The sequence below is a fragment of the Microtetraspora fusca genome (genome assembly GCF_001570365.1).
In the GTDB taxonomy this organism is placed as follows: domain Bacteria; phylum Actinomycetota; class Actinomycetes; order Streptosporangiales; family Streptosporangiaceae; genus Microtetraspora; species Microtetraspora fusca.
In genome coordinates, this window is the sequence record NZ_BBYK01000049.1 from 101,086 (window position 1) to 127,827 (window position 26,742).

A 26,742-nucleotide genomic window follows, 5' to 3' on the forward strand; every position below is an offset into this window, starting at 1 on the left:
GAATCGGTCGTCATGACAGGTGGCGACCCCCGGCAGGCGATAGAGGCGGTCTGGCGGATCGAGTCCGCCCGGGTGATCGCGGGGCTGGCCCGGATGGTCGGCGATGTCGGGCTGGCCGAGGAGCTGGCGCAGGACGCCCTGGTCGCCGCTTTGGAGCGGTGGCCGGAGTCCGGCGTTCCGGATAATCCGGGCGGGTGGCTCATGCTGACCGCCAAGCACCGTGCCATCGACCTGCTCCGCCGCCGGTCCCGGTACGACCAGAAGCTCGTGGAGCTCGGCCGGGACATGGAGATCCGGCAGGAGGCGGCCGAGGCAGAGCTGGACGACGCGCTCGACGATCACATCGGCGACGACCTGCTGCGGCTGCTCTTCACGGCCTGCCATCCCGTGCTCTCGACCGAGGGGCGCCTCGCGCTCACCCTCCGGCTGCTCGGCGGCCTGACCACCGAGGAGATCGCCCGCGCCTTCCTCGTGCCCGAGCCGACCGTCGCGCAGCGGATCGTCCGCGCCAAGCGCACCCTCGCGGACCGGCGGGTGAAGATCGAGATGCCCGCGCCGGACGAGCTGGCCGAGCGGCTCTCGTCCGTCCTGGAGGTCGTCTATCTCATCTTCAACGAGGGCTACTCGCCGACCGCTGGCGCCGACTGGATGCGCACGTCGCTCTGCGAGGAGGCGCTGCGCCTCGGCCGCGTCCTGGCCGGACTCATGCCGGACGAGGCCGAGGTGCACGGCCTCGTCGCCCTGATGGAGATCCAGGCGTCCCGCGCCGCCGCGCGGATCGGTCCGGACGGCGCGGCCGTCACCCTGCTCGACCAGGACCGGCGCCTGTGGGACCGGCTGCTCATCCGCCGGGGGCTGGAGGCGCTCGGCCGCGCCGAGGCGCTCGGGAGGCTCGGGCCGTACGGGCTGCAGGCGGCGATCGCGGCCTGTCACGCCCGCGCGCTGTCCCCCGAGGACACCGACTGGGAGCGGATAGCCGCGCTCTATCGGCTGCTGGCCCACGTCGCGCCCTCGCCCGTCGTCGAGCTGAACCGCGCGGTCGCGGTGAGCATGGCGTACGGCCCGGAACGCGGCCTGGAGATCGCGGACCGGCTGGTGACGGAACGGGCGCTCGCGAACTATCCGCAGCTGCCGGCCGTACGGGGTGATCTGCTGGAGAGGCTGGGCCGCCTCGACGAGGCGGGCGAGGAGTTCGAGCGCGCGGTCGGGCTGACCCGCAACGAGCAGGAGCGTGCGCTCTTCACCGCCCGCGTGGCCGCCCTCCGCGAGCGGGGAGCCCAAGAAGGCACGGGGAGGCGGTAGCGAGCGCGGCGACGAAGGGGAGCGGCGTCTTCCTCGGAGCCCGTGTAGCTCACGACCAGCAGGTGCGGCACCCCGCCATCCAAGCAGCCCCGGACCCGCCCGTGACACGCCGCCGAGTGGTGCTACGGCTTCTCGACGGCGGCCTTCAACTCGGTGAGCCAGCGTTCGTGGTTGGCCCGGAGCTTGCGCTCGCTGTAGAAGAGCGGCAGGAGCGGGCCGGCGAGCGACTCCTCGACCGTGACCCTGGTCCGCCCGCCGTCCAGCGGCTCCAGGACGTGCCGGTCCACCGCCTTGTAGCCGAAGAACGTGCCCGTCCAGGTCAGCTCCCGTTCCGGGGCCACGACGGCGAAGCGCGACCGCAGCGTGACGCCGTTGAGCTTCCACCGGAAGGGAGCCCCGGGCCGGACGTCGGAGAGTTCGATGATCTCCAGGTTCGAGACCCACCGCGACCAGGTGGCGAGATCGGCCATCACCGCCCACACCCGCTCCACGGGAGCGTCCACGACGACGCTGGACGAGGAGACGAGCTGGGCGTTCGGGTCGATGCGGCCGTGGCGGGCGTACTCGTCGTGCAGGACCGTCAGCGCCGGGCCCGAGTAGAACAGCGTGCTCGCCATGGCGAACTCCTTCTGGATCAGCGTTACGTTGCGAGAGCAATGCTCTCTCTTCTGGCCGATCTCGTCAAGAGCAGTGCTCTCTATTTACTCCAGCGCTCTCGATTTGGTGGTCGTCACCGGGACGGGGTGGGGACGCGGTCGTCCCAGGAGATCCGGTAGTCGTGCATCCAGGCCAGCGCGTTCTTCTTGTCCACCTGCCGCATGATCGCCGGAAGGACGAGGTCGCGGACGACCGCGCCGAACGCTCCGGGCGCCTTGCCGTCCCCGTTTCGCTTGCCTTGGGCCACGATGCGCTCGACCCGCTCCCGCCGCAGCCCCTCGAAGGCGGCGAACGCGGCGGGGAGTTCGCGGACGTCCCGCAGGCACTTGGCCAGCACCACCGCGTCCTCGATCGCCATGGAGGCGCCCTGGCCGGACGACGGCGAGGTCGCGTGCGCGGCGTCGCCGACGATCACCATGCGATCGTTGAACCACTTCGGCACGGTCGGGAAGTCGTAGGTGTTCCAGCCGCTGATGATGTGCTCGGTGGCGTCGATGATGTCGAGCATCGGACCGACGTCGTCCGAGAACAGCGACCTCAGCCGGGCGCGCCACTGTGCCGGCGTGATCGCCGCGAGCTCCTCCCGGGTCGGCTCCTTGGGGCTCGGCGGGTTGGCGAACCACCACACTTCTCCGTTGGGGTGGATCAGGTAACCGAAGAAGCACTTCTTCCCGAAGATGAAGTGGTTCGTTCCCGGCTCGCCCGGCACCGTGACGCCGCTCGCGAAGCCGCCGGTGTTCAGCAGCCCGACGTGCCGGGCGCGCGGGGCGTCGGGATCGATGATCGCGCGGGTGCGCGACCGCAGGCCGTCGGCGCCGATCAGGAGATCGCCCTCGGCCGTGCTCCCGTCGGCGAAGACGGCGCGCACGCCGTCCCGAGTCATCTGCGCGTCGACGAGGCGCTTGCCGTAGTGGATGCGCACGCCGCGCTGTACGGCCTCGTCGCGTAGCGCCCGGTAGAGGTCGGCGCGCTTGAGCGTGCGGGCGGGCTGCCGGATGGTGGCCAGCTCCTTCCCGCGCCTGTTGCTCATCCGCATCCGCGGGGAGTCCATGCCGAGGTCGCAGACGAGGTCGTGCAGGTCGAGGACCCGCAGGGCCTCCAGCCCGTTGACCGCGAGGGTGAGGAAGGCGCCGACGCCGTCGGAGCCGTGGTCGTACGCCTCGAAGACGTCGCTGTCGATGCCCGCCTGCCGCAGGGCCATGGCCGTGACCGGGCCCGCGATGCCGCCGCCGATGATGAGTGCCTTAGTCATGGTTTGAATATACATAACATGACTAGCTGCCGCCAGACCGATACGATGTCCGGCATGTCGACGAGGCGGTCTCCCCTGGCCATGGCGCTGCTCTCCCTGGTCTGTGAAGAGCCGATGCACGCGTACCGCATGCAGCAGATGATCAAGGAACGCCACAAGGACGACGTGGTCAACGTCGCGCAGCGCAACAGCGTCTACCAGACCATCGACCGGCTGCTCCGGGCCGGACTCATCGCGGTACGGGAGACCTCACGTGAGGAGAACCGCCCCGAGCGCACGGTCTACGAGCCCACGGACGCGGGCCGGGAGACCCTGCGCGAGTGGATGCGGACCATGCTCTCCACCCCAGCCCGGGAGTTCCCCGAGTTCCCCGCCGCGCTCGCCTTCCTGCCCGTCCTCACGCCCGACGAGGTCGAGGCCGCGCTGCGGGAGCGCGTCGCCGCCCTTGAGCAACGGCTCGACGCGGCGGACGCCGAGATGGAGGTGGTAGGGAAGTTCCTGAAGCGGGTCTTCCTCGTGGAGACCGAATACCAGCGGTGCGTGCTCGCGGCCGAACTCGAGTACATACGCGGCCTCATCGACGAGCTGCGCGCCGGCCGGATCGACTGGGATTTCCGCCTCTGATCCCTCTTCTCGGCGTCGTATTCCGACCGCTCGTCTTCCGCGGCGCATTTCGCCCGTGCCGTTTTGCGTTATCCCGCCGTGACGGCCCTCGCTTACGGTGGCCTCCGGCGTGCCGGTGAGAATTCGCGGAGAGAAAATGGACGGGGCGGCGGAAGAGCAGGGAATCACTCCGGACGAGCCGGCTCACCCGTCCGGAGCCAGGGGATCGATACGGTGGCGCGTCCTTCTCATGTGGCTTCCGTATATGGTTCTCGGCACCCTGCTGGTGGTCGGCCTGAGTTCGGTCCTTGCGTCCAAAACTCGGGTGGCCATCGAATGGAGGCCCCGCCCTTTCGACCCGCCCATCCAGTACGCGTACGTGCCGGCGGACGCGTCATGCGACCCGTTCCCGCAGGCGGACGACGAGGACGCCGAACCGGTGATGTGCGCCGAATGGCACCTGCGCTCCGTGTTCAAGGAGGGCGAGGGGCGACGGGATTCTGGGCTGAACGGTGGCGGCGGGTGCGGCGACGACGGGACCTGTTGGGAAGACGTCGACTTCTTCGACGCGGTGAGCATGACTCAGGTGGAGGACGGCCGAGGGCGCCCGTTGCCGCTCCTGGTCAGCCCGGACGGACACCACCTGGCCTATTTCAGCAAGACGCGCCGTCGGTTCGTGGGGTGGGACCTGCCGGACGCGCGGCTGCTCGACCTTTCCCCGAAACTGGACGCGCGGGCGCTCGGCGATTTCCGGAGCCTGCACGTGTCTCCGGACGGCGGCTATTTCGCCGTCGCCTTCGGCGAGCCCAATTCCCGCGTCATGCTCACGGAAACGTCTTCGGGTCGTACGACCACCATCCAGGGATTCTGCGGCGTCATCGGGATGAGCAGGCAGGCGATGGGCGTTCTCGGGTGTTCGCCAGTCGAGCGGGACGACCCGGATGAGGACATCGTCACCCTGATCGACAAACAGGGGAAAGTCCTCGGGGAATGGACGGGCGACTACGCCGCCGACGGCCTTTCTCCGGACGGCCGGGTGATCGTCGAGATCCGGAGTGAGGATACGAGCGAAAAGAACGTCCTCGTCGTCCACGACGCCCGCACCGGGCGAGTCATGGAAAGACATCCGCTGCGCCTGCTGTCGGAGGAGAACACCCCTTACGGATACGGCTGGCTCGACGACCACGAATACGTCGTCAAGGCCGAGGCCCCAGAGGGAGCCGGGTCCTTCGGTTTCTACGCGGTCGACGTGCGCACCGGGAAATCGCATCGCATCCGCGATTTCCCGCTCAACGCTCCAGGCGTGAGTTTCCGGAGCGAGATCTCCATCGGAAGGCCCGGAGGTGGCGGCTGAACCGCCGGCGGCGCTGGACATGACACTGCTCGGAATCCTCGCCGCCCGCCGCCGCCTCAAGAGCGGTGCGCCGGAGCCGGAGGCTGTCAGTTCCGACTCCTCGTCACCCGCACTTTCACCGGACCGGCCGGACCGGGACGAACGCGACGGTCCGGCCCAGCCCGGACGGGGGTCAGCTCCAGGTCATGTTGATCTCACGTTCGAAGTTGACGTATCCGGCCCGCTCGAAGGCCCGTGCCATCGGGACGTTTGCGAGGTCCGTGGACGCGCGGATCCGCGGGACGTCGTGCGCGGCGAGGATCCGCGTGCCCTCGGCGAGCAGATCGTCGATGTGGCCGTTTCCCCGGTACGCGGGCAGCACGCCGATGTAGGCGATGATCGCGTTGTAGCTGTTCCGAGCCGGGATGACGAAGCCCACGGGATCGTCGTCGGGCGTGGTCGCCGTCTGCCACCACTCTCGCGGGCTCCTGTACCGCGCCATCTCGTCGTCGTACTGCGCGGCCGCCGCCTGGGCGGGGGTCATCCGCGCCAGGTCGGCGTGACTGTGCGCGTCGAGAGTGCCCTCCAGGACGTGGGTCATCAGCTCGACGAGCTCGTCCCGGCCGTGCACCGGCCGGAACCGGAGCCGCCCGCTCGGTTCGGGGATCGGCGTCCCCGGTCGCCATTCGAGGCGCAGCCGTTCGACGAGCAGCCGGGCGCCGGTCCGTTCGAGGACGGTCATGCGACTCTCGACGGCGCGGCGGGTGGTCTCGTCGTCGCGCCAGGCGGGCGGGACGAACCGGCTGTACTCCGCTTGTGGGGCGCCCGGCGGCATGACCGCGGCCGTGGCGGTCTCCAGCAGCCGGACCCCGAGGTCGAGGCGCTCGGCTTCGGGCAGCGTGTCGTCGAGGTCGAAGACGTCCAGCATGAACGGCGGCTCACCCGCGCCCCGGGACCACCAGGCGAGCCTGGCGAGAAGGCGGTCGCCCCGCAGGGCCATCCACATCCACTCCGGTCGGCGGCGGCCGGCGTGCAGGTCGTCGGCCAGCTCGTGGTCGAAGACGTACGAGAGGCGGGTGAAGAGGTCGAGTTCCTCACGCCCGTTGATCGGGCGCATGGTCAGGTCGTTGTGAATCACGGCACGTTCCCTCGGTGAGGTGTGCCGGGTCGCCCCTGGGTCAGCGCGCGGCCGTGTCCAGGGAAGGGACCGGCACGATGGTCATGGCACGCATCGGCTTATCCCTCCTCTCGTCAGCGGGGCCGGTGGTCGCCGGCCGGAGAACCGGCAGCAGTTCTATCCGCTCCCTGTACGCCCGGGCAACCCGTTTTCCGTCCGCGGCCCTCCAATCCCTCCACCGGCGCCTCCACCCCTGCCGCTCGCACCGGCCGGATCCCGCTGTTCTGTCCCCATCGGCGCCGTCTGAGAAGATGGCGCGTCGTGTGGCAGGAAACGGACAGCGTCGCCGGGAACCCGGCACGGGGCATCGTCGTGTCGGCGGCGGCGATCATCGAAGAGGGCCGCCTTCTCATCGTCAGCAAGAAGGCCGCCCCGGAGGTCTTCTACCTGCCCGGCGGCAAGCCGGAGCCGGGCGAAAGCGCGGAGGAGGCGCTGATCCGAGAGCTCGACGAGGAGCTCGGCGTCACGCCCACCGAGCTCGCCCCGCTGGCCCAGGTGCAGGACGTGGCGGTGCTTGAGGGCGTGCCCATGCGGCTGATCGTCTTCACCGCCGGGATCGACCGGGCTCCCCGGGCCGCCGCCGAACTGGCCGCGCTCGGCTGGACGAGCGGCTCCGACCGGTACGCGCCGCTGCTCGCCCCGGCGATCCGCAACCAGGTCGTCCCGCTGCTCGTCCGATCGGGTCTGCTCGCCGGGTGATCCGGGGCCGCCGCCCTGGTGCCGGGGACGCCCTGGCCGCGGGCGGTCGGCGTCACCGTGGAGGGCCGACGGCGGCCTCGCGGGCGTCGAGCAGCTCCTCCCAGTGCTCCTCGGCCCAGGCGCAGGCGGCCGCGATCGGTTCGAGGAGGCTGCGGCCGAGCGGGGTCAGCTCGTACTCGACCTGCCGCACCGGCCCGGGATGTTCGGTGCGGACGACCATGCCGTCCCGTTCGAGGGCGCGGAGCGTCCGCGTGAGCACTTTCGCGGAGATGCCGCGCAGGGGGACCCGCAGCTCGGAGAAGCGCCGCGGCCCGTGTTCGAGGCAGCGGACGATCATGCCGTACCACTTGTCGCCGAAGCGGATCGGCGTGAGATCGGAGGGGCAGACCGGATCGAACATGTCCGGATCGAGGGGCTCTCGCACGGTCCCCACGCTAACCGGTATCCCGGTGGTAACCACGTCACCGGATAGCGTCCGCGCAGCGGCCGGAGATCCGATCCGGCCTCCACGGACGAGGTGATTCGGATGGGCAAAATCATCATTTTCGGCGCGGGCGGAAGGGCCGGCCGGGCGGCGGTCCACGAGGCTCGCCGACGCGGTCACGACGTCACCGCCGTCGTCCGCGACCCGGCCAAGCACCGCGACCAGGCGGACGACGGGCTGTGGGACGGTGTGACACTCGTCGCGGGCGACGTCACCGACGCGGACGGCGTCGCACGGCTCGCCGCGGGACACGACGCCGTCGTCAACGCCGCCGCCGATCTGGCCACCCCGTCGGACGTCTTCTTCCCCGCCGCCACGCGCGCCCTGCTCGACGGCCTGGCCCGCGCGGGCGTGGCGCGGCTGCTGTCGGTCGGCCTCGCCTCCGTCCTGGAGACCTCCTCCGGCGTGCGCCTGATGGACACGCCCGGTTATCCGCAGGAGTACCGCGACTTCTGCCTGGGGCACGGCGCGGGGACGGACGCCCTGCGCTCCGCGGACACGCCCGTGGACTGGCTGGTGATCAGCCCGTCCGGCGACTTCGACCACGGCGGCGGGCGCACCGGGCGCTATCGCATCGCCCCGGCGGACATGGACAGCCGCATCTCCTACGCCGACTTCGCGATCGCGCTGCTCGACGAGATCGACACCCCGAAGCACCACCGTACGCACCTGGGCGTCGAGCAGGACTGACGTCGGCGCGTGGGTCTGGGCGCGCGGGTTGGGGGTTCGCTGCGCCGTCCGGAAGCTCCGGTCCTCGCTCCCGCCCGCTCCGCTCTCCCGTACGAGCGCGTGGGGGCGATGGGCCGGTTGTGCAGGTTCGCTCTCCGGCAGGGGGCGGAGGTCAGGGCGGGCCGGACTCGCTGGTGGTGGCCAGGGCCGAATGCCGGTACGAATAGCCGAAATAGATGGCCAGCCCGATCAGGAACCAGACCCCGAACCGGGCCCACGTTGTCACGCCCAGATACGTGATCAACCAAAGGGAGAAGAGGGCGCCGAGCGCTGGCACCACGGGCATCCCCGGACAGTGGAAGGTGCGCGGCAGATCCGGTCGCCGGTAGCGCAGGACGATCACCGCGACGCACACGACCACGAAGGCCAGCAGGATCCCGATGTTGGTGAGCTCGGCGGCCTCGCCGATCGGCACGAGCCCCGCGATGACGGCGGAACCGGCGCCGACCAGCCAGGTCACCCGGGTGGGCACGTGCCGGGTCGGGTGCGTCCTGGCGAACCAGCGGGGCAGCAGACCATCCCGGCTCATCGCGAACCACACCCGGGTGACGCCGAGCATGAACGTGAACATCACGGTCAGAATGCCGATGATCGCCCCGGCCGCGATGACGTCGGCGAGCCGGTGCAGGCCCGCCGACTGGAACGCCGAGGAGAAGCCGCTCCTCGGATCGATCTCCGTGTAGCGCTGCATCCCGGTCAGCACCAGGCAGGCCAGGACATACAGCACCATCGCGATGCCGAGCGAATAGACGATCGCCCGGGGCATGTGCCGCATGGCGTCTCTGGACTCCTCCGCGGCCGTGCTCATGGCGTCGTAGCCGAACACGGCGAAGAAGACCGTCGCCGCGCCTGTCACCGCCCCGCCCACGCCGTACGGGAAGAACGGCGTGTAGTTGGCGGCGTCCACGTGGAAGAAGCCGACGACGATGACGAGCAGCACCACCGCGACCTTCACCACTACGACGACGGTCTCGAACCGCGCCGCGTTCCTGATCCCGAGGGTCAGCAGGTAGGCGATCAGCAGGCAGAGGGCGGCGGCGAACAGGTCCACCCGGTGCCCCTCACCCGTCCCTGGGGCGCCCAGCATCCACGCGGGCAGGTGCACGCCCACGTTACCGAGCAGGAACGACAGGTAGCCCGAGATCCCGATCGCCACGACCGCGACGATCGCCGTGTACTCCAGCAGCAGGTCCCAGCCGATGAACCAGCCCGGAAGCTCGCCGAGGGCGACATATCCGTACGTGTAGGCCGACCCGGCCTTCGGCACCAGCCCGGCGAACTCGGCGTAGGAGAAGGCGGCGGCCGCGCTCGCAACCCCGGCGATCAGGAAGGACACCACGACGGCCGGCCCGGCCGTCCCGTTCGCGACGGTGCCCGCGAGCGTGAAGATGCCCGCGCCGATGATGCCGCCCACGCCGATCGCGGTGAGTTGCCACAGCCCGAGCACCTTGGTGAGCCGGACCGACTCCTCACCCGGCGTCTCGTCGACGAGTTCGATCGGTTTGCGACGCAGCACGCCCGTTCCGGGCCGGAGCCTCCCCATAGCGCATCCCCCGAGCGGTGATCACAGACCCGTCCGATGCTTCCACCCGTGGTCGCGGCGGTGCCGGACGTTCCCCCGCGTGTCCCCTCGTACGGCTCGGCCGCCGCGCGCGGTGGCGGGACCGGCCAGAATGAGCGGATGGCCATACGAGTCTTGATCGCCGACGACCAGGAGATGGTACGGCGCGGCCTGCGCCGCATCCTGGAGAGCCAGCCGGACATCGAGGTCGTCTGCGAGGCGGCCGACGGCGTGACCGCGGTGGAGATGGCCCGGCGGTTCCAGCCGGACGTGGCGCTGGTCGACATCCGGATGCCGCGGATGGACGGGCTGGAGGTGACCCGCCTGCTCGCCGGTCCCGACGTCGCGTCCCCGGTCAAGGTGGTGGTGGTGACGACGTTCGATCTGGACGAGTACGTCTACCCGGCCTTGCAGTACGGCGCTTCCGGCTTCCTGCTCAAGCGGTCGGGACCGGCGCTCCTCATCGAGGCGGTCCGGGCGGCGGTGGCCGGGGACAGCCTGATCAGCCCCTCCGTCACCGTGCGGCTGCTGAAGCACGTCACCGGCTCCGGCCCCCGGCACGCGCCGCTGCCCGAGCCGCTGACCGAGCGCGAGATCGAGATCGCCGGCCAGGTGGCCGAGGGCAAGACCAACGCCGACATCGCCGCCGAGCTGTTCATCTCGCCCGGCACGGTCAAGACCCACGTCGCGAGCATCCAGCGCAAGCTCGGCGTGCGGAACCGGGTCGGCATCGCCGTACGGGCCTGGGAGATGGGGATAAGAACTGCTCGCTAAAACATGAGCGAATGTGAGCGAACGTACGTTTTAATGAGTGCGTGAAGCTCGCTGAGTGGGCGCGGTCGCAGGGTATTCACCCGCAGACCGCTTACCGGTGGTTCCGGGAAGGCAAGATGCCTGTCCCGGCCCGTCGTCTGCCCACCGGCACGATCGTCGTGGACGGCCCGGTTGTGGCGGACTCGGGCGGGGCCGCACTGTATGCGCGGGTGTCTTCTCACGATCAGCGCGGCGACCTGGACCGGCAGATCGCCCTCCTGACCTCCTTCGCCACCAGCGCTGGGCTGTCCGTGACGGCATCGGTGTCCGAGGTCGGCTCCGGACTGAACGGGCGGCGGCCCAAGCTGATGCGGCTCCTGTCGGATGCGTCCATCCAGGTAATCGTCGTGGAGCACCGCGACCGGCTGGCCCGCTTCGGCGTGGAGTACGTGGAGGCCGCCCTGTCTGCCCAGGGCCGCCGCCTGGTCGTGGCCGACCCCGGCGAGACCGCCGATGACTTGGTGCGCGACATGATCGAGGTGTTGACGTCGATGTGCGCACGTTTGTATGGGCGGCGCGGGGCGCGCAACCGGGCACTTCGAGCAGTCACCGCCACGAAGGCCGACCCCGGCGGGGACGGCTCGTGAAGGTCGTTCAGGCGTACCGGTACGCGCTCGATCCCGCGCCATCCCAGGTGGAAGCGCTTGCGTCGCACTGTGGTGCGGCGCGGTTCGCGTTCAACTGGGGTCTGGGATTGGTCAAGGCCGCACTCGATCAGCGGGCAGCCGAGCAGTCCTACGGCATCCCCAGCGAACTGCTGACCGAGGCGCCGTGGAACCTGTACGCCTTACGCCGGGCGTGGAACACCGCCAAGGGCCAGGTTGCGCCGTGGTGGGCTGAGAACTCCAAGGAGGCGTACAACACCGGGCTGGACGGCCTGGCGCGGGCGCTGAAGAACTGGGCCGCCTCCTGCAAGGGCAAGCGGGCGGGCAAGCCGATCGGCTTCCCCCGCTTCAAGTCCAAGCACCGGGCCGCCTTGTCGTGCCGGTTCACCACCGGGACCATCCGCCTGGAGGCCGACCGCCGCCACGTCACCCTGCCCCGGCTGGGCACGATCCGCACGGCTGAGTCGACCCGGAAACTCGCCCGGCACCTGGAGCGTGGCACGGGCCGGATCATGGCGGTCACCGTCCGGTACGAGGGCGGCCGGTGGTTCGTGTCCTTCACCTGCGAGATCGACCGGGCCGACCGTTCCCCTGCACGCTCTGACGCCGTGGTTGGCGTGGACCTTGGGGTGAAGAACCTCGCGGTACTGTCCACCGGCGAGGTGGTCCCCAACCCGAAACACCACCGGGCGGCCTTGCGGAAACTCCGCAAACTCAACAAGGAACTCGCCCGACGCCATGGTCCCCGCACACCCGGCGGGGGAAAGCGGGATGCGTCGGCCCGCTGGCACAAGACCAAGGCCGCCCTGGGCAAGGCACACGCGCGGGTGGCCGGCCAGCGGCGTGACGGCCTGCACAAACTCACCACTGCCCTGGCTGGCACGTACGGCACGGTCGTGGTCGAAGACCTCAACGTGTCCGGGATGCTCGCCAACCGCTCGCTGGCCCGCGTCATAGCCGACACCGGCATGGCCGAGGTGCGGCGGCAGTTCACCTACAAGACCACCTGGAACAGCGGCAGGCTGATCGTGGCCGACCGCTGGTTCCCCTCCTCCAAGACCTGCTCGGCATGCGGCGCGGTGAAAGCCAAGCTGCCGCTGCACGTCCGAGTCTTCGACTGCGACGAATGTCCCCTGGTCATGGATCGGGACGAGAACGCCGCACGTAACCTGGCCGCCCTCGCGGCCGACGTCGCCCAGAGTTGCGGGGAGACGGAAAACGCCCCCCGGGAGACCGGGCGGGACGGCAACCGCCGTCCCGGTGGAGTCGGTGTAAGACCCACCATTGGTGGGCGGTCGGCCGTGAAGCGGGAACCCCCGATGCGGGGAATGCCGGGCCGCAAGGCCACGGCTGCCTGACCTGTGCTCACACTCGATCACATTTCAGGTAACGGTATGCCCGCGCGCTCTGACCCGAACGCGGCCGGAACCGGGGGACCGGCGGGGCTGCGTACGCTCGTGGCCATGGTGCGAAGGGGGCCGGTGCGAAGGGGGCTGGTGCGGAGGGGGCCGGCGCGAAAGGGGAACGGCGCGGAGCCGCTCCCGCCGGGCGGCGCGGGACGCGCGAGAAGGTTCCGGTTCCGCGACGTGTTGTGCGCCCTGGTCGTCGCGATGGTGCCGATCCCGGCCGTCCTCGCTCCTCCGAGCGGGCTCGTCGTCGCGTTCTCGGCCACCCTGGCCACGGCGGTCGCGCTGACGCGCCGGCCGTATCGGCGGGTCGGCCTCGCCACGGCGGCGAGCGTCGTCGCGGCGGTCTCCTTCGCCGTCGCCTTCCTCTATCAGGGACGGCATCAGCTCGTCGGGCTGTGGCTGCCGATCGAGCTGGGCGCGGTGCTGCTCCTCCTGGGACGGGTGATCCGGCGGCTGCCGGGCGCGCAGGCCGCGGTGATCGGGACGGCGCTGGCCGTCGCGGCGGCGGTGGAGCTGCCCCTGCGGCTCACGCTCCGGATGCCTCGCCCCTCGCTGGACGCGTCGGTCGCCGGGTGCCTTCTGGCGTTCTTGTCCATGGCCTGCGTGGCGGGCGTCGCGCTGTACCTCAGGATCCAGGACGACCGGAGGGTACGCGCGGTGGCGCGGGCGAGGCGCGCCCAGCGGCTCGAAGTGGCCCGCGACCTGCACGACTTCGTCGCGCACGAGGTCACCGGCATCGTGCTGGAGGCCCAGGCCGCGCAGTTCGGCGACCTCGACCAGGAGCAGGCGCGGGCCTTCGCCCTCCGCGTCGAGGAGGCCGGGCTGCGGGCGCTCGCGTCGATGGACCACATGGTCGGCGCGCTGCGCGACCCGGACGAGCGCGCGGCCGCGGAGCCGCCGCCGACCCGCCTGTACGGCCTGGCCGACCTTCCGGACCTCGTCGGCCGCTTCTCCGCCACCGGAGGGATCCCGGCCGAGATCCACATGCCCGGGGACACGGACGGCGTCCCGGCTGATCCGCTGCCGCGCGAGATCGAGAGCACCGCGTACGCCGTCGTCCTTGAGGCGCTGACCAACGTGCGGCGGCACGCGTCCTCGGCGAGCCGGGTGGTGGTCGCGGTCGCCCGCGCCGCCGGTCCCGCTCTGGAGGTGTCCGTCGTGGACGACGGCGGCCGGGGCCGTACCGGCCGGAGGAGACCGGACGGCGGGGAGGGCCGGCCGTCCGGGCTGTCGGGGAGCGGGCGGCAGGGCGGCGGCACCGGGCTGATCGGCCTGGCCGAGCGGGTCGAGGCGCTTGGGGGCACCCTGCGCACCGGCCGCCACGAGCAGGGGTGGAAGGTCACGGCGGTTCTGCCGGTCCTGGAGGGCGCGGGAGCCGCGGCGCGGTCCTGAGCCGGGCGCGCGAGACCGTGACGGTACCCCTGGGCCTGGGCGCGGCCCTGAACCAGGCCCCCACGCCCATACACGCCAGGAAGAGATCGGCCGATATCTGCCGAACGGCAGATGCCGTGGCCGCCGGTGAGGGCCGATCCTGCTCCGGACGCCCATTCGATCCGGAGGACCCGATGATGACGCGGAAGACGGCGATGTCCGTTCTGATGCTTTTCGCGGCCGCGACGGCCCTCGGCGGCTGCGCGGACGCGTCGAAGGCCACGCCCCGGTCCACGACCTTCCCGTTCAGCGGCACGACGCTGGACGTGCGAGCGCACGAGAACCCGACGGACCTGGTCGTGGCGGACAGGGACGACGTCAAGGTCACCATGTGGTTCGACGTGAAGGGAACCAACCCGAAGTCGAGCTGGTCCCTCGACGGGAACACGCTCAACCTGCAGGCGGGGTGCAACGGGTGGGCGAACTGCGAGGCTCGGTTCCGGGTGGAGGTGCCGCGCCATGTCCGGGTCCTGCGCGACGGGCGTAAGACGAAGCTCGTCGGGAGCGCCACGCCGTCCCCGGACACGGGCGGCACGCCCGCGGCGGGCTGAAAGCCCGGCACCAGACCACCATTCCACGAACAATCTGCGGAAGGCATGGAAGCGCGTCTCCCCAGGCAAGAGGCCGACGCCGTGGGGTCGCGCGCCAGAACACGATGAATCGAACACCACTTCAGGGGACGCCGACGCTCGAACTGGAGCACGTCACCAAGGTCTACAAGGGCGGGAAACGGGCCGTGGACGCGGTGTCGCTGCGTCTCGGCGCGGGGCTGCTCGGCCTCCTCGGCCCGAACGGAGCGGGGAAGTCGTCGCTGATGCGCATCGCGGCGACCGTCACCCGCCCGACCAGCGGAAAGATCCTCTTCGACGGGACCGACGTGGTGTCCCGGCCGAACGCGCTTCGTGAGGTCCTGGGCTACCTGCCGCAGGACTTCGGCGTCTACCCCCACCTGTCCGCCCGGGAGTTCCTCTCCTATCTCGCCGCCGTGAAGGGGCTGTCGGCCCGCTCGGCGCGCCGCCGCATCGAGGAGCTGCTCGAACTCGTCAACCTCACCGAGGCGGGGCGCAGGCCGCTGGGCAAGTACTCCGGCGGCATGCTGCGCCGGGTCGGCATCGCGCAGGCCCTGCTGGCCGACCCCAAGGTGCTGATCGTGGACGAGCCGACGGCGGGGCTGGACCCCGAGGAGCGGGTGCGGTTCCGCACCCTGCTCAGCGACCTGGCGGAGGACCGGGTGGTGCTGCTGTCCACGCACATCGTGTCCGACATCGAGTCGGTGGCGTCCGACATCGCGATCGTGGCGCGGGGACGGCTCCTGCGGCGTGGCGCCCCGGAGGAGCTCCTCCGCGAGGTGGACGGCCAGGTCTGGGAGACGGTCGCCGGACCGGCCGAGGTCGCCGCCCTGCGGGAGCGCTACGTGATCAGCCGGACGGTCCGGACCGCGGACGGCGTCCGCCTCCGGCTCCTGTCCGCCACGCCGCCGGGAGGCGGCGCCGTACGGGTGACGCCCGACCTGGAGGACGTGTATCTGGCCGTCGTCAACGGGTCCGCCGGGCAGTCCCTGCGACAGGCCGGCGCCGGAGCGGGCCGATGAACGCGCGGGCCCTGATCGCGCTGGCCGTCGCCGACTTCCGCGAGCGGGTACGGCGTCCCGCGTACGCGGCGACCCTGCTCGCGGCGGTCGGCCTGGCGTGCCTGGCCGTCCCGAGCGCCGCGTCCCACTGGACGATCCTCGACGTCGGGGGCTACCGCGGTGTCTACACCAGCGCCTGGATCGGGACGGCCACCGCCCTCGCCGGAGCCCTGTGGCTCACGACCGGCGGGTTCTACGTGGTACGCGACGCGATCGGCCGGGACGAGCGCACCGGTGTGGGCCGGCTCCTCGCCGCCACGTCGCTGAGCACGCCGGCGTACCTGCTGGGGAAGTTCCTCAGCAACTTCCTGGTGCTCGCCTCGATGGCGGGCGTCCTCGCGCTGACGGCCCCGCTCATGCAGCTCGCGCGGGGCGAGTCCTTCGCCGTCGACCCGGTGGCGCTGCTGGTGCCGTTCGCGGTGATGACGCTGCCTCCGCTGGCGCTGACGGCGGCGGCCGCGGTGCTGTTCGAGACCGTGCCGCTGCTGCGGAGCGGTGTGGGGAACGTCGTCTGGTTCGGCGTCTCCATGGCGTTCATGATGGCGGGGCAGGGCCCCCACGCCCCTCTCGGCGGCTTCGGGGTGCGGCAGGCGGCCGACTCCATGCGCGTCGCCATGGCCGACCAGGGGATCAGCGTACGTAGCCGGGACTTCAGCCTCGGACTGACCATGGTGGACGAGCCGCTGCGCACCTTCCGCTGGGACGGGTTCACCCCGGACGGCGCCTTCCTGGGCGGCCGGCTGCTCTTCTTCGTGCTGGCGCTCGCCCTCGCGCTGCTGCCCGCACTGTGGTTCGGCCGGTTCGACCCGGCACGCCGCCTGCTCGGTGCGCCGGCGGAGGGGGTACAGGCGGGGAGCGCGCACGGAGCGGCGGCCGCGGCCGAGGGCGCGCAGGCGGCGGGGAGCGCGCACGGAGCGGCGGGACCGGCGGCCGCCGAGCCGCAGGTGCCCGCCCTGTTCGGCGGCGTTCCGGCGAGCGCCGCGCGCCGGGGGCGGGCGTTCCCGTTCTGGCGGCTCCTCGCGGGCGAGCTGCGCATCCTCGCCCAGGGGGTCTCGCGCTGGTGGTGGCTCGCCGCGGCGGCGGTGACGGTGGCCGGGTTCGTCACGCCGGAGCCGACGATGCTGCTCCCGGTCGCCTGGATCTGGCCGGTCCTGATCTGGTCCCGGCTCGGCACCCAGCGGGTCGAGCACGGTCTGGACGGGCTCCTCGGCGCCTACCCCACGCCGTCGAGGGGGCTCCTGGCGGAGTGGGCGGCCGGGGTCGTGTTCACGGCCGTGACCGGGGTCGCGCCGCTGGTCCGGATGGCGGTCGCCGCCGACTGGCCCGGTGTCGGGGCCTGGACGGGCGGGGCGATCCTGGTCCCGTCGCTGGCGCTGGCGCTCGGCGTGGCCTGCCGTACGCACCGGGTGTTCCAGGTTGTCTACCTGGTCGTGTGGTACCTGGCCGTCAACGGGGTGGCTGCTGTGGACTACATGGGCGTGGTCCGTTCCGGCGGCTCGCCCGCCGGCCTGTCGGCGCTCGCCGTCGCCGCCGTCGCCTTGCTGCTGGTCGGCGTCGCCCTCGCGGTCCGTACGGCACGGCACGCGACGCGCTGAGCGGCGACATGGACCTCCGGTTTCACTCGGCACGGCCAGGGCACATCAGACATCCCACCTGGTCGCACCTTATGGGCGGAATGTAACGTTATGTAGCACTGGGGGGACGCTATGAATAAGATCATCTGCGTTGCGGCGACCGCCGCCCTGGCAGTGTTCGCGACGACCGGGGCCGGATACGCGATGGACGGCGTGACCGGCGGGGGCACCGGCGGCAAGGAACAGGTCAGCCGCGGTCAATATCGGATCCTCATCAACCAGTGCAGGTACGCCGACACGAAGGCCGCCCGGCAGAAGTGCCGCGCCAAGGTCCGGCGGACCTACACCATCGGAGCGGCCAACCCCAACCTCGACTGCCGGACATACTCCAGCGTCACCGTGTGCGGCAGGCTGACGCTCAGCCCCCGCCAGAGGGCGTGCGTACGGGAGTCCGTGAAGAGCGGTCTCACCTTCCGGCGGGCCGAGGTGGAGTGCTACGCCTTCTACGGGAAGCGCTGGAACTGACCCGATCCGCCTGGGTCATGTCTGACAAATCACGCCCGCGACGGGCAGCATTTGTCAGACACTCCCTGGGTCAGAGCGCCTGGAGCCCCTGGATCACCTCGAGCAGGATGCGCTCCTCCGGCAACCGGCCCGCGGTGGCCGGCGCGTGCGCGGTGATCACACCGCGGTCCCGCAGGTCCCCGAGCAGGATCCGCAGGACGTTGACCGAGAGCCCGGTCTCGGACGCCAGGTCCACCAGCGTGGTCGGGGAGCGGCAGATGTCGAGGATGCGCAGGTGCTCGGGCGACAGCCCACCCGACCGGTCGGACTCCGGCGCCGCGGTCCTGATGATCGTCACCAGGTCGAACTCCGGGCCGGTGGGCCGGGTCCGGCCGCGCGTGATGGTGTAGGGCCGTAGCAGCGGGCCGTACTCCTGCTCCGTCACGACTCCTCCTGCGGGCGCTCCCGGCCGGGTCTGCCGTCGTCCGCCACCGCCGCGGCGCCGACGGCGTACTCGGGCGTGGCGTCGTCGGCCATCAGGTTCGCGGGGATGAGCACGATCGCGGACGTCCCTCCGTACGCCGAGGCGCGCAGGGAGACCCGCACGCCGTGCCGCCGCGCGAGCCGTCCGACGACGAACAGGCCCAGTCGCTCGCTGTCGGCGAGGTCGAACTCGGGCGGTTCGGCCAGCCTGGCGTTCATCTGCGCCATCTCCTCGGCGCCGATGCCGAGGCCGCGGTCCTCGATCTCCAGGGCGAACCCCCTGGCCGCCACCTCGCCGTGCACGAGCACCTGGGTGTGCGGCGGCGAGAAGATCGTCGCGTTCTCCACCAGCTCGGCCACCAGGTGGATCATGTCGGTCACGGCCGGGCCGAGCAGCGCCGGGCCGTGCGGCACCTCGATCTCGACCCGGAGATAGTCCTCCACCTGCTCGGTCGCGGCGCGTACGACGTCGTACAGGGCGACCGGGGTGCGCCACCCGCGCCCGGGAGCGGCGCCGGACAGGATGATCAGGCCCTCGGCGTGGCGGCGCATGCGCGTCGTCAGGTGGTCGACGCCGAACAGCTTGTCCAGCACGTCCGGATCGGTGACCTGCCGCTCCAACCTGTCCAGCATCGCGATTTGCCGGTGCAGCAGCGACTGGTTGCGGCGGGCCAGATTGAGGAAGACCTTGCTGACGCCGTCGCGCATCCGCGCCTGGTCCACCGCCGCCTCGATCGCGGTGCGCTGCACGGAGGTGAACGCGTTGGCGACGTGGTCCACCTCCGCCGTGGTTCCGGGGATGGTGACCGGCGGCGTCTCGGCGGCCACGTCCACGTCCTCGCCGCGCCGCAGGCGGCCGACGACGGCGGGCAGCCGCCGGTCGGCCAGCTCGATCGCGGCCTGCTCCAGCCCGACCATCTCGGCGGTCAGCCGCCGTCCGAACCTGATCGAGTAGAGGACGCTGAACGCCACGATGAGCAGGCCCGCGCCCGCGGCGATCCCCATCCGCCAGAGCGCCTTCTCGGCGAGCGGGACCGCCCGGTCGGCGATCGTCTGGCTCGCCTCGCCGATCAGCCCGCCGAGGGCGACGGTCATGGCCTCGCCCGCGGTACGCCAGGGGAGCGCGCCGGGGCCCAGGGCCCGGCCGGGCGTGACGCTGTCGGTGACCTCGGTCTCCATCGAGCTGAACGCCCGGTAGGTGGCCGACGCGTTCAACGTCAGGTACGGGGCGGCCAGCTCGGCGTCGAGCTGGCCGACGCCCAGCTCGTAGAGGAGCTTGCGTTTGCCGGTCATCTTCCCGAACGCGTCGTACTCGGCCTTGGTCATGCGGGACGCCGCGAGCGCCCCGGTGACCACGGCGGACTGCTGGCTCATCACCTCGCGGGCGCGGCTGACCAGGATGACCGCCTTGACCTGCTGGATGATGTCCAGGTCGTCCGCGATCATCAGCCGGTCGTAGACCTGGAAGCCCACCTCGGCGACGGAGCTGTAGTGCTCCACGGCCTCCATCGCCGTCAGCTGGCGCTGGTCCACCTGCCTGCGCACCCCGTCCAGGCCGCGGGCGTAGGTGACGAGCTCGCGGAGCCGCCCCCACATCTCGTCCGGGGTGTCGTCCCTGGCCTGCGCGGACGCCTGCTCCAGGTCCGCGACCGCCTTGTCGGTCTTCTGTCGCTGGCTGCGCAGCTCCGGGGAGGCCACCATCGCCTTGGAGCCGAGGTACCAGGCGGACAGGGCGCGCTCGGCCTGGAGCGCGTCGATGACGCCCTGGGTCGGGACCACCACGTCGTCGTACACGGTACGGATCTTGAGGAGCTCCGTACCGTTCTGTACGGTGATCACCGAGCCGTACGCCCAGACCGCCACCAGCGCCGTGACGGGGACCAGGATGATGGCGAAGATCTTGGCGCGTACCGAACGCCTGCGTCTTGCCATGTGACCTCGCCCACCACGAACCGCTGTGTCAATTGGGGCGAAACATTAGCAACGACCGAGATGTGGTTACCACCGGCGACATCTAACGAAAGAGCGGCATTCCTGATCGTTGCGCCCGTGGTCGCCGGCCGACCTGTGCGGCCGACCTGTGTGGAGGGCGGAAGCCGCGCTCAGTTGGCGAGCATCGTCACCGAGAACGCGACCTTGCCCGACGCTCCGTCGGCGACGGCGTCGGACAGGACGCTCCCCAGCGCGTCGTACGCGGTGGGGTCGGCCCGCCGCAGCGCCGAGGGCTTGGACCAGATGAGCACGTGCTCGCCCGCGGGCAGCCAGGACAGGTCGGTGAGGCAGTCGTAGAGGGCGTCGAAGTTGTGCCCGAAGTCCTCGGGGAAGTCGAGGGCGCGGGCGATCAGCTCCAGGATCGTGGCCGGGCTCTGCGCGCCCGAGCCGTCCAGAACGTGCGGTGTCGCGCCGCGGAGCCGGACTTGTCTGATCGCCGCCGCGACTCCCATCCCCGTCGGCGCCTTGATGAACTGTCCCGCGACCCTTGACTGCGTCATGCGGGCCAGGCTAACGATCGCCCAGCTCAGGGGCACGGAACCGCGCCGGTGGACAATCTTTGTCTGGTTGTCAGACAATCGTCGTATGACTTCGCGCTCGGGCTCGCTGACCGTCGTCGCCGCGGCCGTCCTGTGGGGGACGGCGGGCACCGCGGGAGCGCTCGCCCCCGCCGGATCCATCCCGCTCGCCGCGGCCCGCCTCGTGATCGGCGGCGCCGTGCTGGCCGCCGTCGCGGCGCGCGCCGCCCGTGCGGCCGCCGGGCGGGTGACGCCGAGCGCCCCGGGAAGGGCCGCCCGGCGCGTCCCCGGGGCGCTGCTCGCGGCCGGCGGGCTGGCGGTCGCGGCGTACCAGCTCTGCTTCTTCGCCGCAGTCGCCAGGACCGGGGTCGCGATCGGCACCGTCGTCGCCATCGGCAGCGGGCCGGTCTTCACGGGGCTGCTGTCCTGGCTCCTCGACCGGAACCGGCCGAGCCGGCGGTGGGCGGTCGCGACGGCCGCCGCCATCGCGGGCTGTGCCGTACTGGTGACCGGAGGAGGGGCCGGCGGCGCGGACGCGGGCGGCATCGCGCTCGCCCTGCTGGGCGGCCTGCTCTACGCGTTCTACGCGGTCACGGCGGCGCGGGCGATCGGCGCGGGCATGGGGTCCGACACGGTGATGGGCGTGCTCTTCGGGATCGCCGGCCTGATCATGCTGCCCGTGCTCGTCGTCAGCGGCTCCGGCTGGCTGGCCGAGCCGCGCGGGCTGCTCGCCGCCCTCTACCTGGGCTGCGCCACCACCGCCCTGGCCTACGTCCTGTACGGCAGGGGCCTGCGCACGACCCCCGTCGCGACCGCCGCCACGCTCGCCCTGGCCGAGCCCGCGGTGGCCGCGATCCTCGGCCTGGTCGTGCTGCACGAGCACCTGTCGGCGATCTCCTGGGGCGGGCTCGCGCTGCTGGCCGCGAGCCTGGTCGTCGTGGCGCTGCCCGACCGGGGCCGGTCCCACCCGGCGTCCCTGGACCCGGTGACCGGCCTAAGCTCGTCCGCGTGACGTCCCTCCGACCCGTCTCCACCGTGCAGGCCCTGGCCGCGGCGCTCCGCGAGCGCGTGCTCTCCGGCGACATCCGCCCCGGCGCGTCCCTGCCCGAGCAGGAGATCTCCGCCCGGTACGGCGTGGCCCGCCCGACCGTGCGCGAGGCCCTCGCCACGCTCGTCCACGAGGGGCTGCTGCGGCGCGAGCCCAATCGCAGCGCGTACGTGCCCGAGGTCACGCCCGCGGACCTCGCCGACCTCATGTACGTGCGGCGGCCCCTGGAGGACCTGATGGCCGAGGCCGTCGCGGGCCGCCGGGTGGCGGCGGCCGAGGCCGCGCTGGAGCGGCTGGCCGCCCTCCCGCCCGACGCGCCGTGGGCGGCCGTGGTCGGCGAGCACATGGCGCTGCACGAGGCGCTGGTCGTGGCGGCGGGCAGCCCTCGCCTGGAGCGTCTCTACGGCGCGCTCGCCACCGAGACCCGCCTCGGCATGGTGCGGCTCCGCGACGTCTACCCGGACCGGGACGAGCTGGTGGCCGAGCACCGCGAGCTGCTGGAGACGATCGCGCGGGGGCCTCGGGAGGCGGCGCGGCGGGCCGTCAGGGAGCATCTCCACTGGCGGAGCGGCTGACGCGCTCTTGCACGGAGCGGGTGGATGTAGTCACAATCCGCCCATGCACGCCAACGCAGTGCCGGAGTCCTATGTGTACGTCACGGAAGAGGGCGTGACCCGTCACTACGCCGACGGCAGCGTCGAGGCCCTCGCATGGGAGGACGTCGTCGAGGTGCGCGTGGGAGGCCCCGCCGACCCGCGCGCGGACTCCGGCGACGGGCGGGAGAAGCGGCGGGGGGACGAGGAGGACGACGTCCTGATCGTCCTGCTGTCCCGTGACGGTGAGGGGTGCGTCGTCCCCGCGTCGGCGACGGACGCGTCCTTTCTGGCTCGGTTGCGCTACCTGCCCGACTTCGACCTCGACCGGCTCAGCTCTGCGGTCGAGGCGGCGGCCGACGACTACGTCGTGGTCTGGCGCAGCCCCGAGCCGCCGTCACCGCTGCCGGATTTCGAATACGACTGACACCGGATTGCGGATCGCTTGTATTCGCGGATAGTCACCGGTCTTTTCATTCGCCATTAGCGGTTTTCTCGTATCGTAATTACCCGGCTCGTTGGGCATTTTTCCGATCACTTGTCAATATATTCTACTTCGCTGCTATTGGCCGAATGTGGACATGTTGGAACGGTTTTCTGGCGAAGTCTCGCTCCCTAAGATCGTGACGGGTCTCAATCGCGGTATCGCTCAAGTTTCCTAAGTGCCCCGATGGGACCGAAAGTGCGTCTGTTTTGCATGTGATCGTTACGTTCGACGTGCGGTGGTGATGCATGAAGGCGGACTTGGCGGAGGAGGATTCCGCGGATTCGGACATTGATTCGTGGTCGTCTCCGACTATTTGGTCGCGATCGTATGTCCGAAATCTGATGGCGGGAGACGTGACATGTGCGGTGGCGGCCGTTGTGCTGACCGCCGCCGTCCGGCTCTCGCTGGGCGCGTACGTGCCCGCGTTCGACATCGCGTTCGGCCTCGTGCTGATCCTGGCCTGGCCGCTGGCGATGTCGCTGGGCGGCGCGTACCGGAAGCGGGCCCACGGCGAGGGCAGCGAGGAGTTTCGTGGTGTGTTCAACGGCGGGGTGCGGTTCATGGGGGCAGTGGCCGTCGGCGCGTACGCGACGCAGACGACACCCGCCAGGAGCTTGGTGATCGCGATGCTCCCGGTGGCGACCGTCTTCACGCTCGGCTTCCGCCACCGGATGCGCAAGCGCCTGCACCGGCGGCGGGCCCGGGGCGAGTACATGCGCCGCGTCGTCGCGGTCGGGCACCGGGCCTCGGTGTGCGACCTGGTGCTGCAGTTCCGGCGGCAGCCGCACCACGGCATGCGGGTGGTGGCCGCATGCCTCACCGCCGAGCAGCACCGCGACGGGCCACCGGACGTGCAGGGCGTCCCCGTTTACGGGGACTTCTCCGACGTCGCGGGTGTGGTCGCCAAGGTGGGGGCGGACGCGGTCGCCGTGCTGGCCTGTCCCGAACTGGACGGCGCCGTGCTGCGCCGGCTCGCCTGGAGCGTGGAGGACCAGGCGACCGACCTCTTCGTGGCGCCCGCGCTGATGGACGTGGCCGGCCCGCGGACCAGCATCCGGCCGGTCGCCGGCATGCCGCTGCTCCACGTCGAGCATCCCGACCTGAACGGCGCCCGGCAGCTCGTCAAGAGCGTGTTCGACAGGGTCGTGGCGGGCGTGGCGCTGCTCGTCCTCGCCCTGCCCATGCTCGCCATCGTCGTCGCGATCCGGGCGACCGGCCCCGGGGGCGCGCTGTTCCGGCAGCGGAGGGTGGGCCGGCACGGCCGCGAGTTCGACGTGCTGAAGTTCCGCACCATGGTGGCGGACGCCGAGCTGATCAAGCCCCTGCTGGCGGGTGCCAACGAGTCCGACGGCGTGCTGTTCAAGCTCAGGAACGATCCAAGGGTCACCCGGGTCGGCCGCGTCCTGCGCCGGTACTCCCTGGACGAGCTGCCGCAGCTCGTCAACGTGCTGCGCGGCGAGATGTCGCTGGTCGGCCCGCGCCCGCCCCTCCCCGCGGAGGTGGCGCGGTACGGCGCGGACGTGCGCCGCCGCCTGGTGGTGAAGCCCGGCATGACCGGCCTGTGGCAGGTGAGCGGACGTTCCGACCTGTCCTGGGAGGAGTCCGTACGGCTTGACCTGCGCTACGTGGAGAACTGGTCGCTCATGCTCGACCTGCAGATCCTGTGGAAGACGTGGTCCGCGGTGCGCACCGGGGAAGGGGCCTATTAGCCGTGAAGGCACTCGTGCTCGCGGGCGGCTCCGGCACCCGGCTGCGTCCCATCACGCACACCTCGGCCAAGCAGCTCGTCCCGGTGGCGAACAAGCCCGTGCTGTTCTACGGGCTGGAGGCCGTCCGGGCCGCCGGGATCACCGAGATCGGCCTGGTCGTGGGCGACACGCAGGCCGAGATCGAGGCGGCCGTGGGCGACGGCTCGGCCTTCGGGCTGGACGTGACGTACCTGCGCCAGGACGCCCCGCGCGGCCTGGCGCACGCGGTGCTGATCGCCCGCGACTACCTGGGCGACGACGACTTCGTCATGTACCTCGGCGACAACTTCATCGTGGGCGGCATCAGCGAGGTCGTCGCCGGCTTCCGCGCCCGCCGACCGGCCGCCCAGATCATGCTGACCCGGGTGGCCGACCCCCGCCAGTTCGGCGTGGCGGAGCTGGACGCGGCGGGGCGGGTCGTCGGGCTCGAGGAGAAGCCGCGGGCGCCCAAGAGCGACCTCGCGCTGGTCGGCGTCTACCTGTTCACTCCGGAGATCCACCGGGTGGTGCCCGGGCTGAAGCCGTCCTGGCGGGGGGAGCTGGAGATCACCGACGCCATCCAGGAACTGATCGACTCCGGCGGGCGGGTGGACTCCACGGTGATCACCGGCTACTGGAAGGACACCGGCAACGTCGCCGACATGCTGGAGGTCAACCGGCTCGTCCTGGAGTCGCTCGTGCCGCGCTCGGACGGACGGGTGACCGACAGCGAGATCATCGGCCGGGTGGTCGTGGAGCGCGGCGCGGTGGTGGAGCGGTCGCGCATCGTCGGCCCGGTCGTGATCGGCCCCGGGGCGAGGGTCTCCGACAGCTACGTGGGGCCGTTCACGTCGATCGCCGCCGGATGCGTGGTGAGCGGCAGCGAGATCGAGTACTCGATCGTGCTGCCCCGGGCGTCGATCTGCGGTGTGCGCCGGATCGAGGCGTCGCTGATCGGCCACGACGTGGAGGTGACCCCGGCCCCGGCCGCGCCCCGCGCGCACCGGCTGGTGCTCGGCGACCACAGCAAGGTCCAGATCAGCTCGTGACCCTGGCGTACGGGAGAAGGTTCCGTTGAGACTTCTGGTGACCGGAGGGGCCGGGTTCATCGGCTCGCACTACGTGAGGACCGTGCTCGGCGGCGGCTACCCGGCCTTCGCCGGGGCGTCCGTCACGGTGCTCGACCGGCTGACGTACGCCGGGAACCGGGCCAACCTGGCCGAGGTCGAGGGCCGGTTCGCGTTCGTCCACGGCGACGTGTGCGACGCCGGGCTGCTGGCCGAGGTCGTCCCCGGGCACGACGTGGTGGTCCACTTCGCCGCCGAGTCGCACGTGGACCGCTCGATCGGCGGCGCGGCGGCCGACTTCGTCCGCACGAACGTGCTCGGCACGCAGACGCTCATGGAGGCGTGCCTGGCCGCCGGGGTGCGCCGGGTCGTGCAGGTGTCCACCGACGAGGTCTACGGCAGCGTCGAGCACGGCTCCTGGGACGAGAGCGCCCCGCTCGCCCCGCGCTCGCCGTACTCGGCGTCGAAGGCGGGCGCGGACCTGATCGCGCGCGCGTACGCGGTGACGCACGGGCTGCCGGTGTCGATCACCCGGTGCGGCAACAACTACGGGCCGTACCAGTACCCGGAGAAGATCATTCCGCTGTTCGTGACGAACCTGATCGAGGGGCGGCCGGTCCCGCTGTACGGCGACGGCGGCAACGTGCGGGACTGGATCCACGTGGCGGACCACTGCCGGGGGATCCAGCTCGTCGCGGAGCTGGGCGAGCCGGGCGAGGTCTACCACATCGCCGGTACGGCGGAGCTGACCAACCTGGAGCTGACCACGCGGCTGCTCGGCCTGCTGGGCGCGCCGGCCGAGCTGGTGGAGCGGGTGCCGGACCGCAAGGGCCACGACCGCCGCTACTCGCTGGACGACAGCCGGCTGCGCGCCCTCGGCTACGCGCCGGAGGTGCCGTTCGACGAGGGGTTGGCCGCGACCGTGCGCTGGTACCAGGACCACCCGTTCTGGTGGAAACCGCTGCCGGCCCGCGGCCGCTGACCCCGTTCCCCCCTCCGCCGAAAGGCTCGCCATGCCGATTACGGGCACCTCGTCCGCCGCCGCCACCGAGACGGTGACGACC

At 71.4% G+C, this 26,742-nt stretch carries 27 protein-coding genes; 19 read left to right on the plus strand and 8 right to left on the minus strand.

Translation table 11 applies throughout. The features are described from left to right. Positions 1-12 precede the first annotated feature (12 nt). Positions 13-1,302 (plus strand): RNA polymerase sigma factor, encoded by a 1,290-nt coding sequence (locus AWQ68_RS19370; protein ID WP_066942368.1) that lies wholly within the window; start codon positions 13-15, stop codon positions 1,300-1,302. 122 nt (positions 1,303-1,424) lie between these two features. On the opposite strand, the gene AWQ68_RS19375 is transcribed toward AWQ68_RS19370, so the two are convergent. Continuing rightward, complete coding sequence (locus AWQ68_RS19375) at positions 1,425-1,919, minus strand: SRPBCC family protein (RefSeq protein WP_066942273.1); 495 nt, start codon at positions 1,917-1,919, stop codon at positions 1,425-1,427. A 113-nt stretch (positions 1,920-2,032) separates the two neighbouring features. Next, positions 2,033-3,211, minus strand: coding sequence for an FAD-dependent oxidoreductase (locus AWQ68_RS19380; RefSeq protein ID WP_066942274.1), 1,179 nt, complete (start codon positions 3,209-3,211; stop codon positions 2,033-2,035). Between the two features lie 54 nt (positions 3,212-3,265). Here AWQ68_RS19380 and AWQ68_RS19385 point away from each other — a divergent pair, with 54 nt between their 5' ends. Further along, entirely contained in the window at positions 3,266-3,835 is a 570-nt protein-coding gene (locus tag AWQ68_RS19385; protein ID WP_245655989.1) for a PadR family transcriptional regulator, read from the plus strand. Between the two features lie 244 nt (positions 3,836-4,079). Beyond that, positions 4,080-5,168 carry a hypothetical protein gene (locus tag AWQ68_RS19390; RefSeq protein WP_066942276.1) on the plus strand — a complete coding sequence of 363 codons (1,089 nt, stop codon included), beginning with the start codon at positions 4,080-4,082 and terminating at the stop codon, positions 5,166-5,168. 172 nt (positions 5,169-5,340) lie between these two features. Here AWQ68_RS19390 and AWQ68_RS19395 read toward each other — a convergent pair whose 3' ends face one another. Beyond that, positions 5,341-6,285, minus strand: a complete 945-nt coding sequence (locus AWQ68_RS19395) for a GNAT family N-acetyltransferase (protein ID WP_373281533.1) — start codon at positions 6,283-6,285, stop codon at positions 5,341-5,343. A 300-nt stretch (positions 6,286-6,585) separates the two neighbouring features. On the opposite strand from AWQ68_RS19395, the gene AWQ68_RS19400 reads away from it, so the two are divergent. Further along, the gene (locus AWQ68_RS19400; protein ID WP_066942277.1) at positions 6,586-7,023 is read left to right on the plus strand and encodes an NUDIX hydrolase; all 438 of its coding nucleotides are present in this window, start codon (positions 6,586-6,588) and stop codon (positions 7,021-7,023) included. Positions 7,024-7,075: 52 nt separating this feature from the next. Here the strand turns inward: AWQ68_RS19400 and AWQ68_RS19405 are convergent, their stop codons facing one another. Beyond that, complete coding sequence (locus AWQ68_RS19405) at positions 7,076-7,447, minus strand: winged helix-turn-helix transcriptional regulator (RefSeq protein WP_066942370.1); 372 nt, start codon at positions 7,445-7,447, stop codon at positions 7,076-7,078. 102 nt (positions 7,448-7,549) lie between these two features. Here AWQ68_RS19405 and AWQ68_RS19410 point away from each other — a divergent pair, with 102 nt between their 5' ends. Beyond that, positions 7,550-8,197, plus strand: a complete 648-nt coding sequence (locus AWQ68_RS19410) for an NAD(P)-dependent oxidoreductase (protein ID WP_066942278.1) — start codon at positions 7,550-7,552, stop codon at positions 8,195-8,197. Between the two features lie 151 nt (positions 8,198-8,348). On the opposite strand, the gene AWQ68_RS19415 is transcribed toward AWQ68_RS19410, so the two are convergent. Further along, positions 8,349-9,752: an amino acid permease gene (locus tag AWQ68_RS19415; protein ID WP_245655990.1), complete on the minus strand. Its 1,404-nt coding sequence runs from the start codon at positions 9,750-9,752 to the stop codon at positions 8,349-8,351. A 165-nt stretch (positions 9,753-9,917) separates the two neighbouring features. Here AWQ68_RS19415 and AWQ68_RS19420 point away from each other — a divergent pair, with 165 nt between their 5' ends. The 8 genes from AWQ68_RS19420 to AWQ68_RS19455 all read left to right on the plus strand — a co-directional run bounded on the left by AWQ68_RS19420 (position 9,918) and on the right by AWQ68_RS19455 (position 17,784). Further along, the gene (locus tag AWQ68_RS19420; RefSeq protein ID WP_066942280.1) at positions 9,918-10,571 is read left to right on the plus strand and encodes a response regulator transcription factor; all 654 of its coding nucleotides are present in this window, start codon (positions 9,918-9,920) and stop codon (positions 10,569-10,571) included. Positions 10,572-10,612: 41 nt separating this feature from the next. After that, positions 10,613-11,197 carry an IS607 family transposase gene (locus AWQ68_RS19425; RefSeq protein WP_066942281.1) on the plus strand — a complete coding sequence of 195 codons (585 nt, stop codon included), beginning with the start codon at positions 10,613-10,615 and terminating at the stop codon, positions 11,195-11,197. Further along, entirely contained in the window at positions 11,194-12,573 is a 1,380-nt protein-coding gene (tnpB, locus tag AWQ68_RS19430) for an IS607 family element RNA-guided endonuclease TnpB (RefSeq protein ID WP_066942282.1), read from the plus strand. Before AWQ68_RS19425 ends, tnpB begins: the two co-directional genes overlap by 4 nt. Positions 12,574-12,678: 105 nt before the next feature. Continuing rightward, positions 12,679-14,016, plus strand: a complete 1,338-nt coding sequence (locus AWQ68_RS19435) for a sensor histidine kinase (protein WP_218006933.1) — start codon at positions 12,679-12,681, stop codon at positions 14,014-14,016. Between the two features lie 176 nt (positions 14,017-14,192). After that, positions 14,193-14,606, plus strand: a complete 414-nt coding sequence (locus AWQ68_RS19440; protein WP_157545477.1) for a hypothetical protein — start codon at positions 14,193-14,195, stop codon at positions 14,604-14,606. A 104-nt stretch (positions 14,607-14,710) separates the two neighbouring features. Beyond that, entirely contained in the window at positions 14,711-15,646 is a 936-nt protein-coding gene (locus AWQ68_RS19445) for an ATP-binding cassette domain-containing protein (protein ID WP_066942283.1), read from the plus strand. After that, a complete protein-coding gene (locus AWQ68_RS19450; RefSeq protein WP_066942284.1) occupies positions 15,643-17,280 on the plus strand; it encodes a hypothetical protein in 1,638 nt (545 codons plus the stop codon). Before AWQ68_RS19445 ends, AWQ68_RS19450 begins: the two co-directional genes overlap by 4 nt. A 111-nt stretch (positions 17,281-17,391) precedes the next feature. Continuing rightward, positions 17,392-17,784 carry a hypothetical protein gene (locus AWQ68_RS19455; protein ID WP_245655991.1) on the plus strand — a complete coding sequence of 131 codons (393 nt, stop codon included), beginning with the start codon at positions 17,392-17,394 and terminating at the stop codon, positions 17,782-17,784. A 70-nt stretch (positions 17,785-17,854) separates the two neighbouring features. On the opposite strand, the gene AWQ68_RS19460 is transcribed toward AWQ68_RS19455, so the two are convergent. The 3 genes from AWQ68_RS19460 to AWQ68_RS19470 form a co-directional block, all read right to left on the minus strand. Continuing rightward, positions 17,855-18,208, minus strand: coding sequence for a DUF742 domain-containing protein (locus tag AWQ68_RS19460; protein WP_066942285.1), 354 nt, complete (start codon positions 18,206-18,208; stop codon positions 17,855-17,857). Beyond that, entirely contained in the window at positions 18,205-20,178 is a 1,974-nt protein-coding gene (locus AWQ68_RS19465; protein WP_066942286.1) for a sensor histidine kinase, read from the minus strand. The genes AWQ68_RS19460 and AWQ68_RS19465 overlap by 4 nt, the downstream gene beginning before the upstream one ends. Before the next feature lie 170 nt (positions 20,179-20,348). Then, positions 20,349-20,738, minus strand: coding sequence for a barstar family protein (locus AWQ68_RS19470; protein WP_218006934.1), 390 nt, complete (start codon positions 20,736-20,738; stop codon positions 20,349-20,351). A gap of 85 nt (positions 20,739-20,823) precedes the next feature. Between AWQ68_RS19470 and AWQ68_RS19475 the strand changes: the two genes are divergently transcribed. The 6 genes from AWQ68_RS19475 (at position 20,824) to rfbB (ending at position 26,660) form a co-directional block, all read left to right on the plus strand. Then, a complete protein-coding gene (locus AWQ68_RS19475) occupies positions 20,824-21,768 on the plus strand; it encodes a DMT family transporter (protein WP_066942287.1) in 945 nt (314 codons plus the stop codon). Continuing rightward, positions 21,765-22,379 carry a GntR family transcriptional regulator gene (locus AWQ68_RS19480; RefSeq protein WP_066942288.1) on the plus strand — a complete coding sequence of 205 codons (615 nt, stop codon included), beginning with the start codon at positions 21,765-21,767 and terminating at the stop codon, positions 22,377-22,379. Before AWQ68_RS19475 ends, AWQ68_RS19480 begins: the two co-directional genes overlap by 4 nt. A gap of 43 nt (positions 22,380-22,422) precedes the next feature. Beyond that, a complete protein-coding gene (locus AWQ68_RS19485; protein ID WP_066942289.1) occupies positions 22,423-22,824 on the plus strand; it encodes a hypothetical protein in 402 nt (133 codons plus the stop codon). A 401-nt stretch (positions 22,825-23,225) separates the two neighbouring features. After that, the gene (locus AWQ68_RS19490) at positions 23,226-24,593 is read left to right on the plus strand and encodes a sugar transferase (protein WP_245655992.1); all 1,368 of its coding nucleotides are present in this window, start codon (positions 23,226-23,228) and stop codon (positions 24,591-24,593) included. 2 nt (positions 24,594-24,595) lie between these two features. Beyond that, on the plus strand, positions 24,596-25,660 hold the full coding sequence (locus tag AWQ68_RS19495; RefSeq protein ID WP_066942291.1) for a glucose-1-phosphate thymidylyltransferase: 1,065 nt from the start codon (positions 24,596-24,598) through the stop codon (positions 25,658-25,660). Positions 25,661-25,685: 25 nt separating this feature from the next. Continuing rightward, complete coding sequence (gene rfbB, locus AWQ68_RS19500; protein ID WP_066942292.1) at positions 25,686-26,660, plus strand: dTDP-glucose 4,6-dehydratase; 975 nt, start codon at positions 25,686-25,688, stop codon at positions 26,658-26,660. Positions 26,661-26,742: the final 82 nt, after the last annotated feature.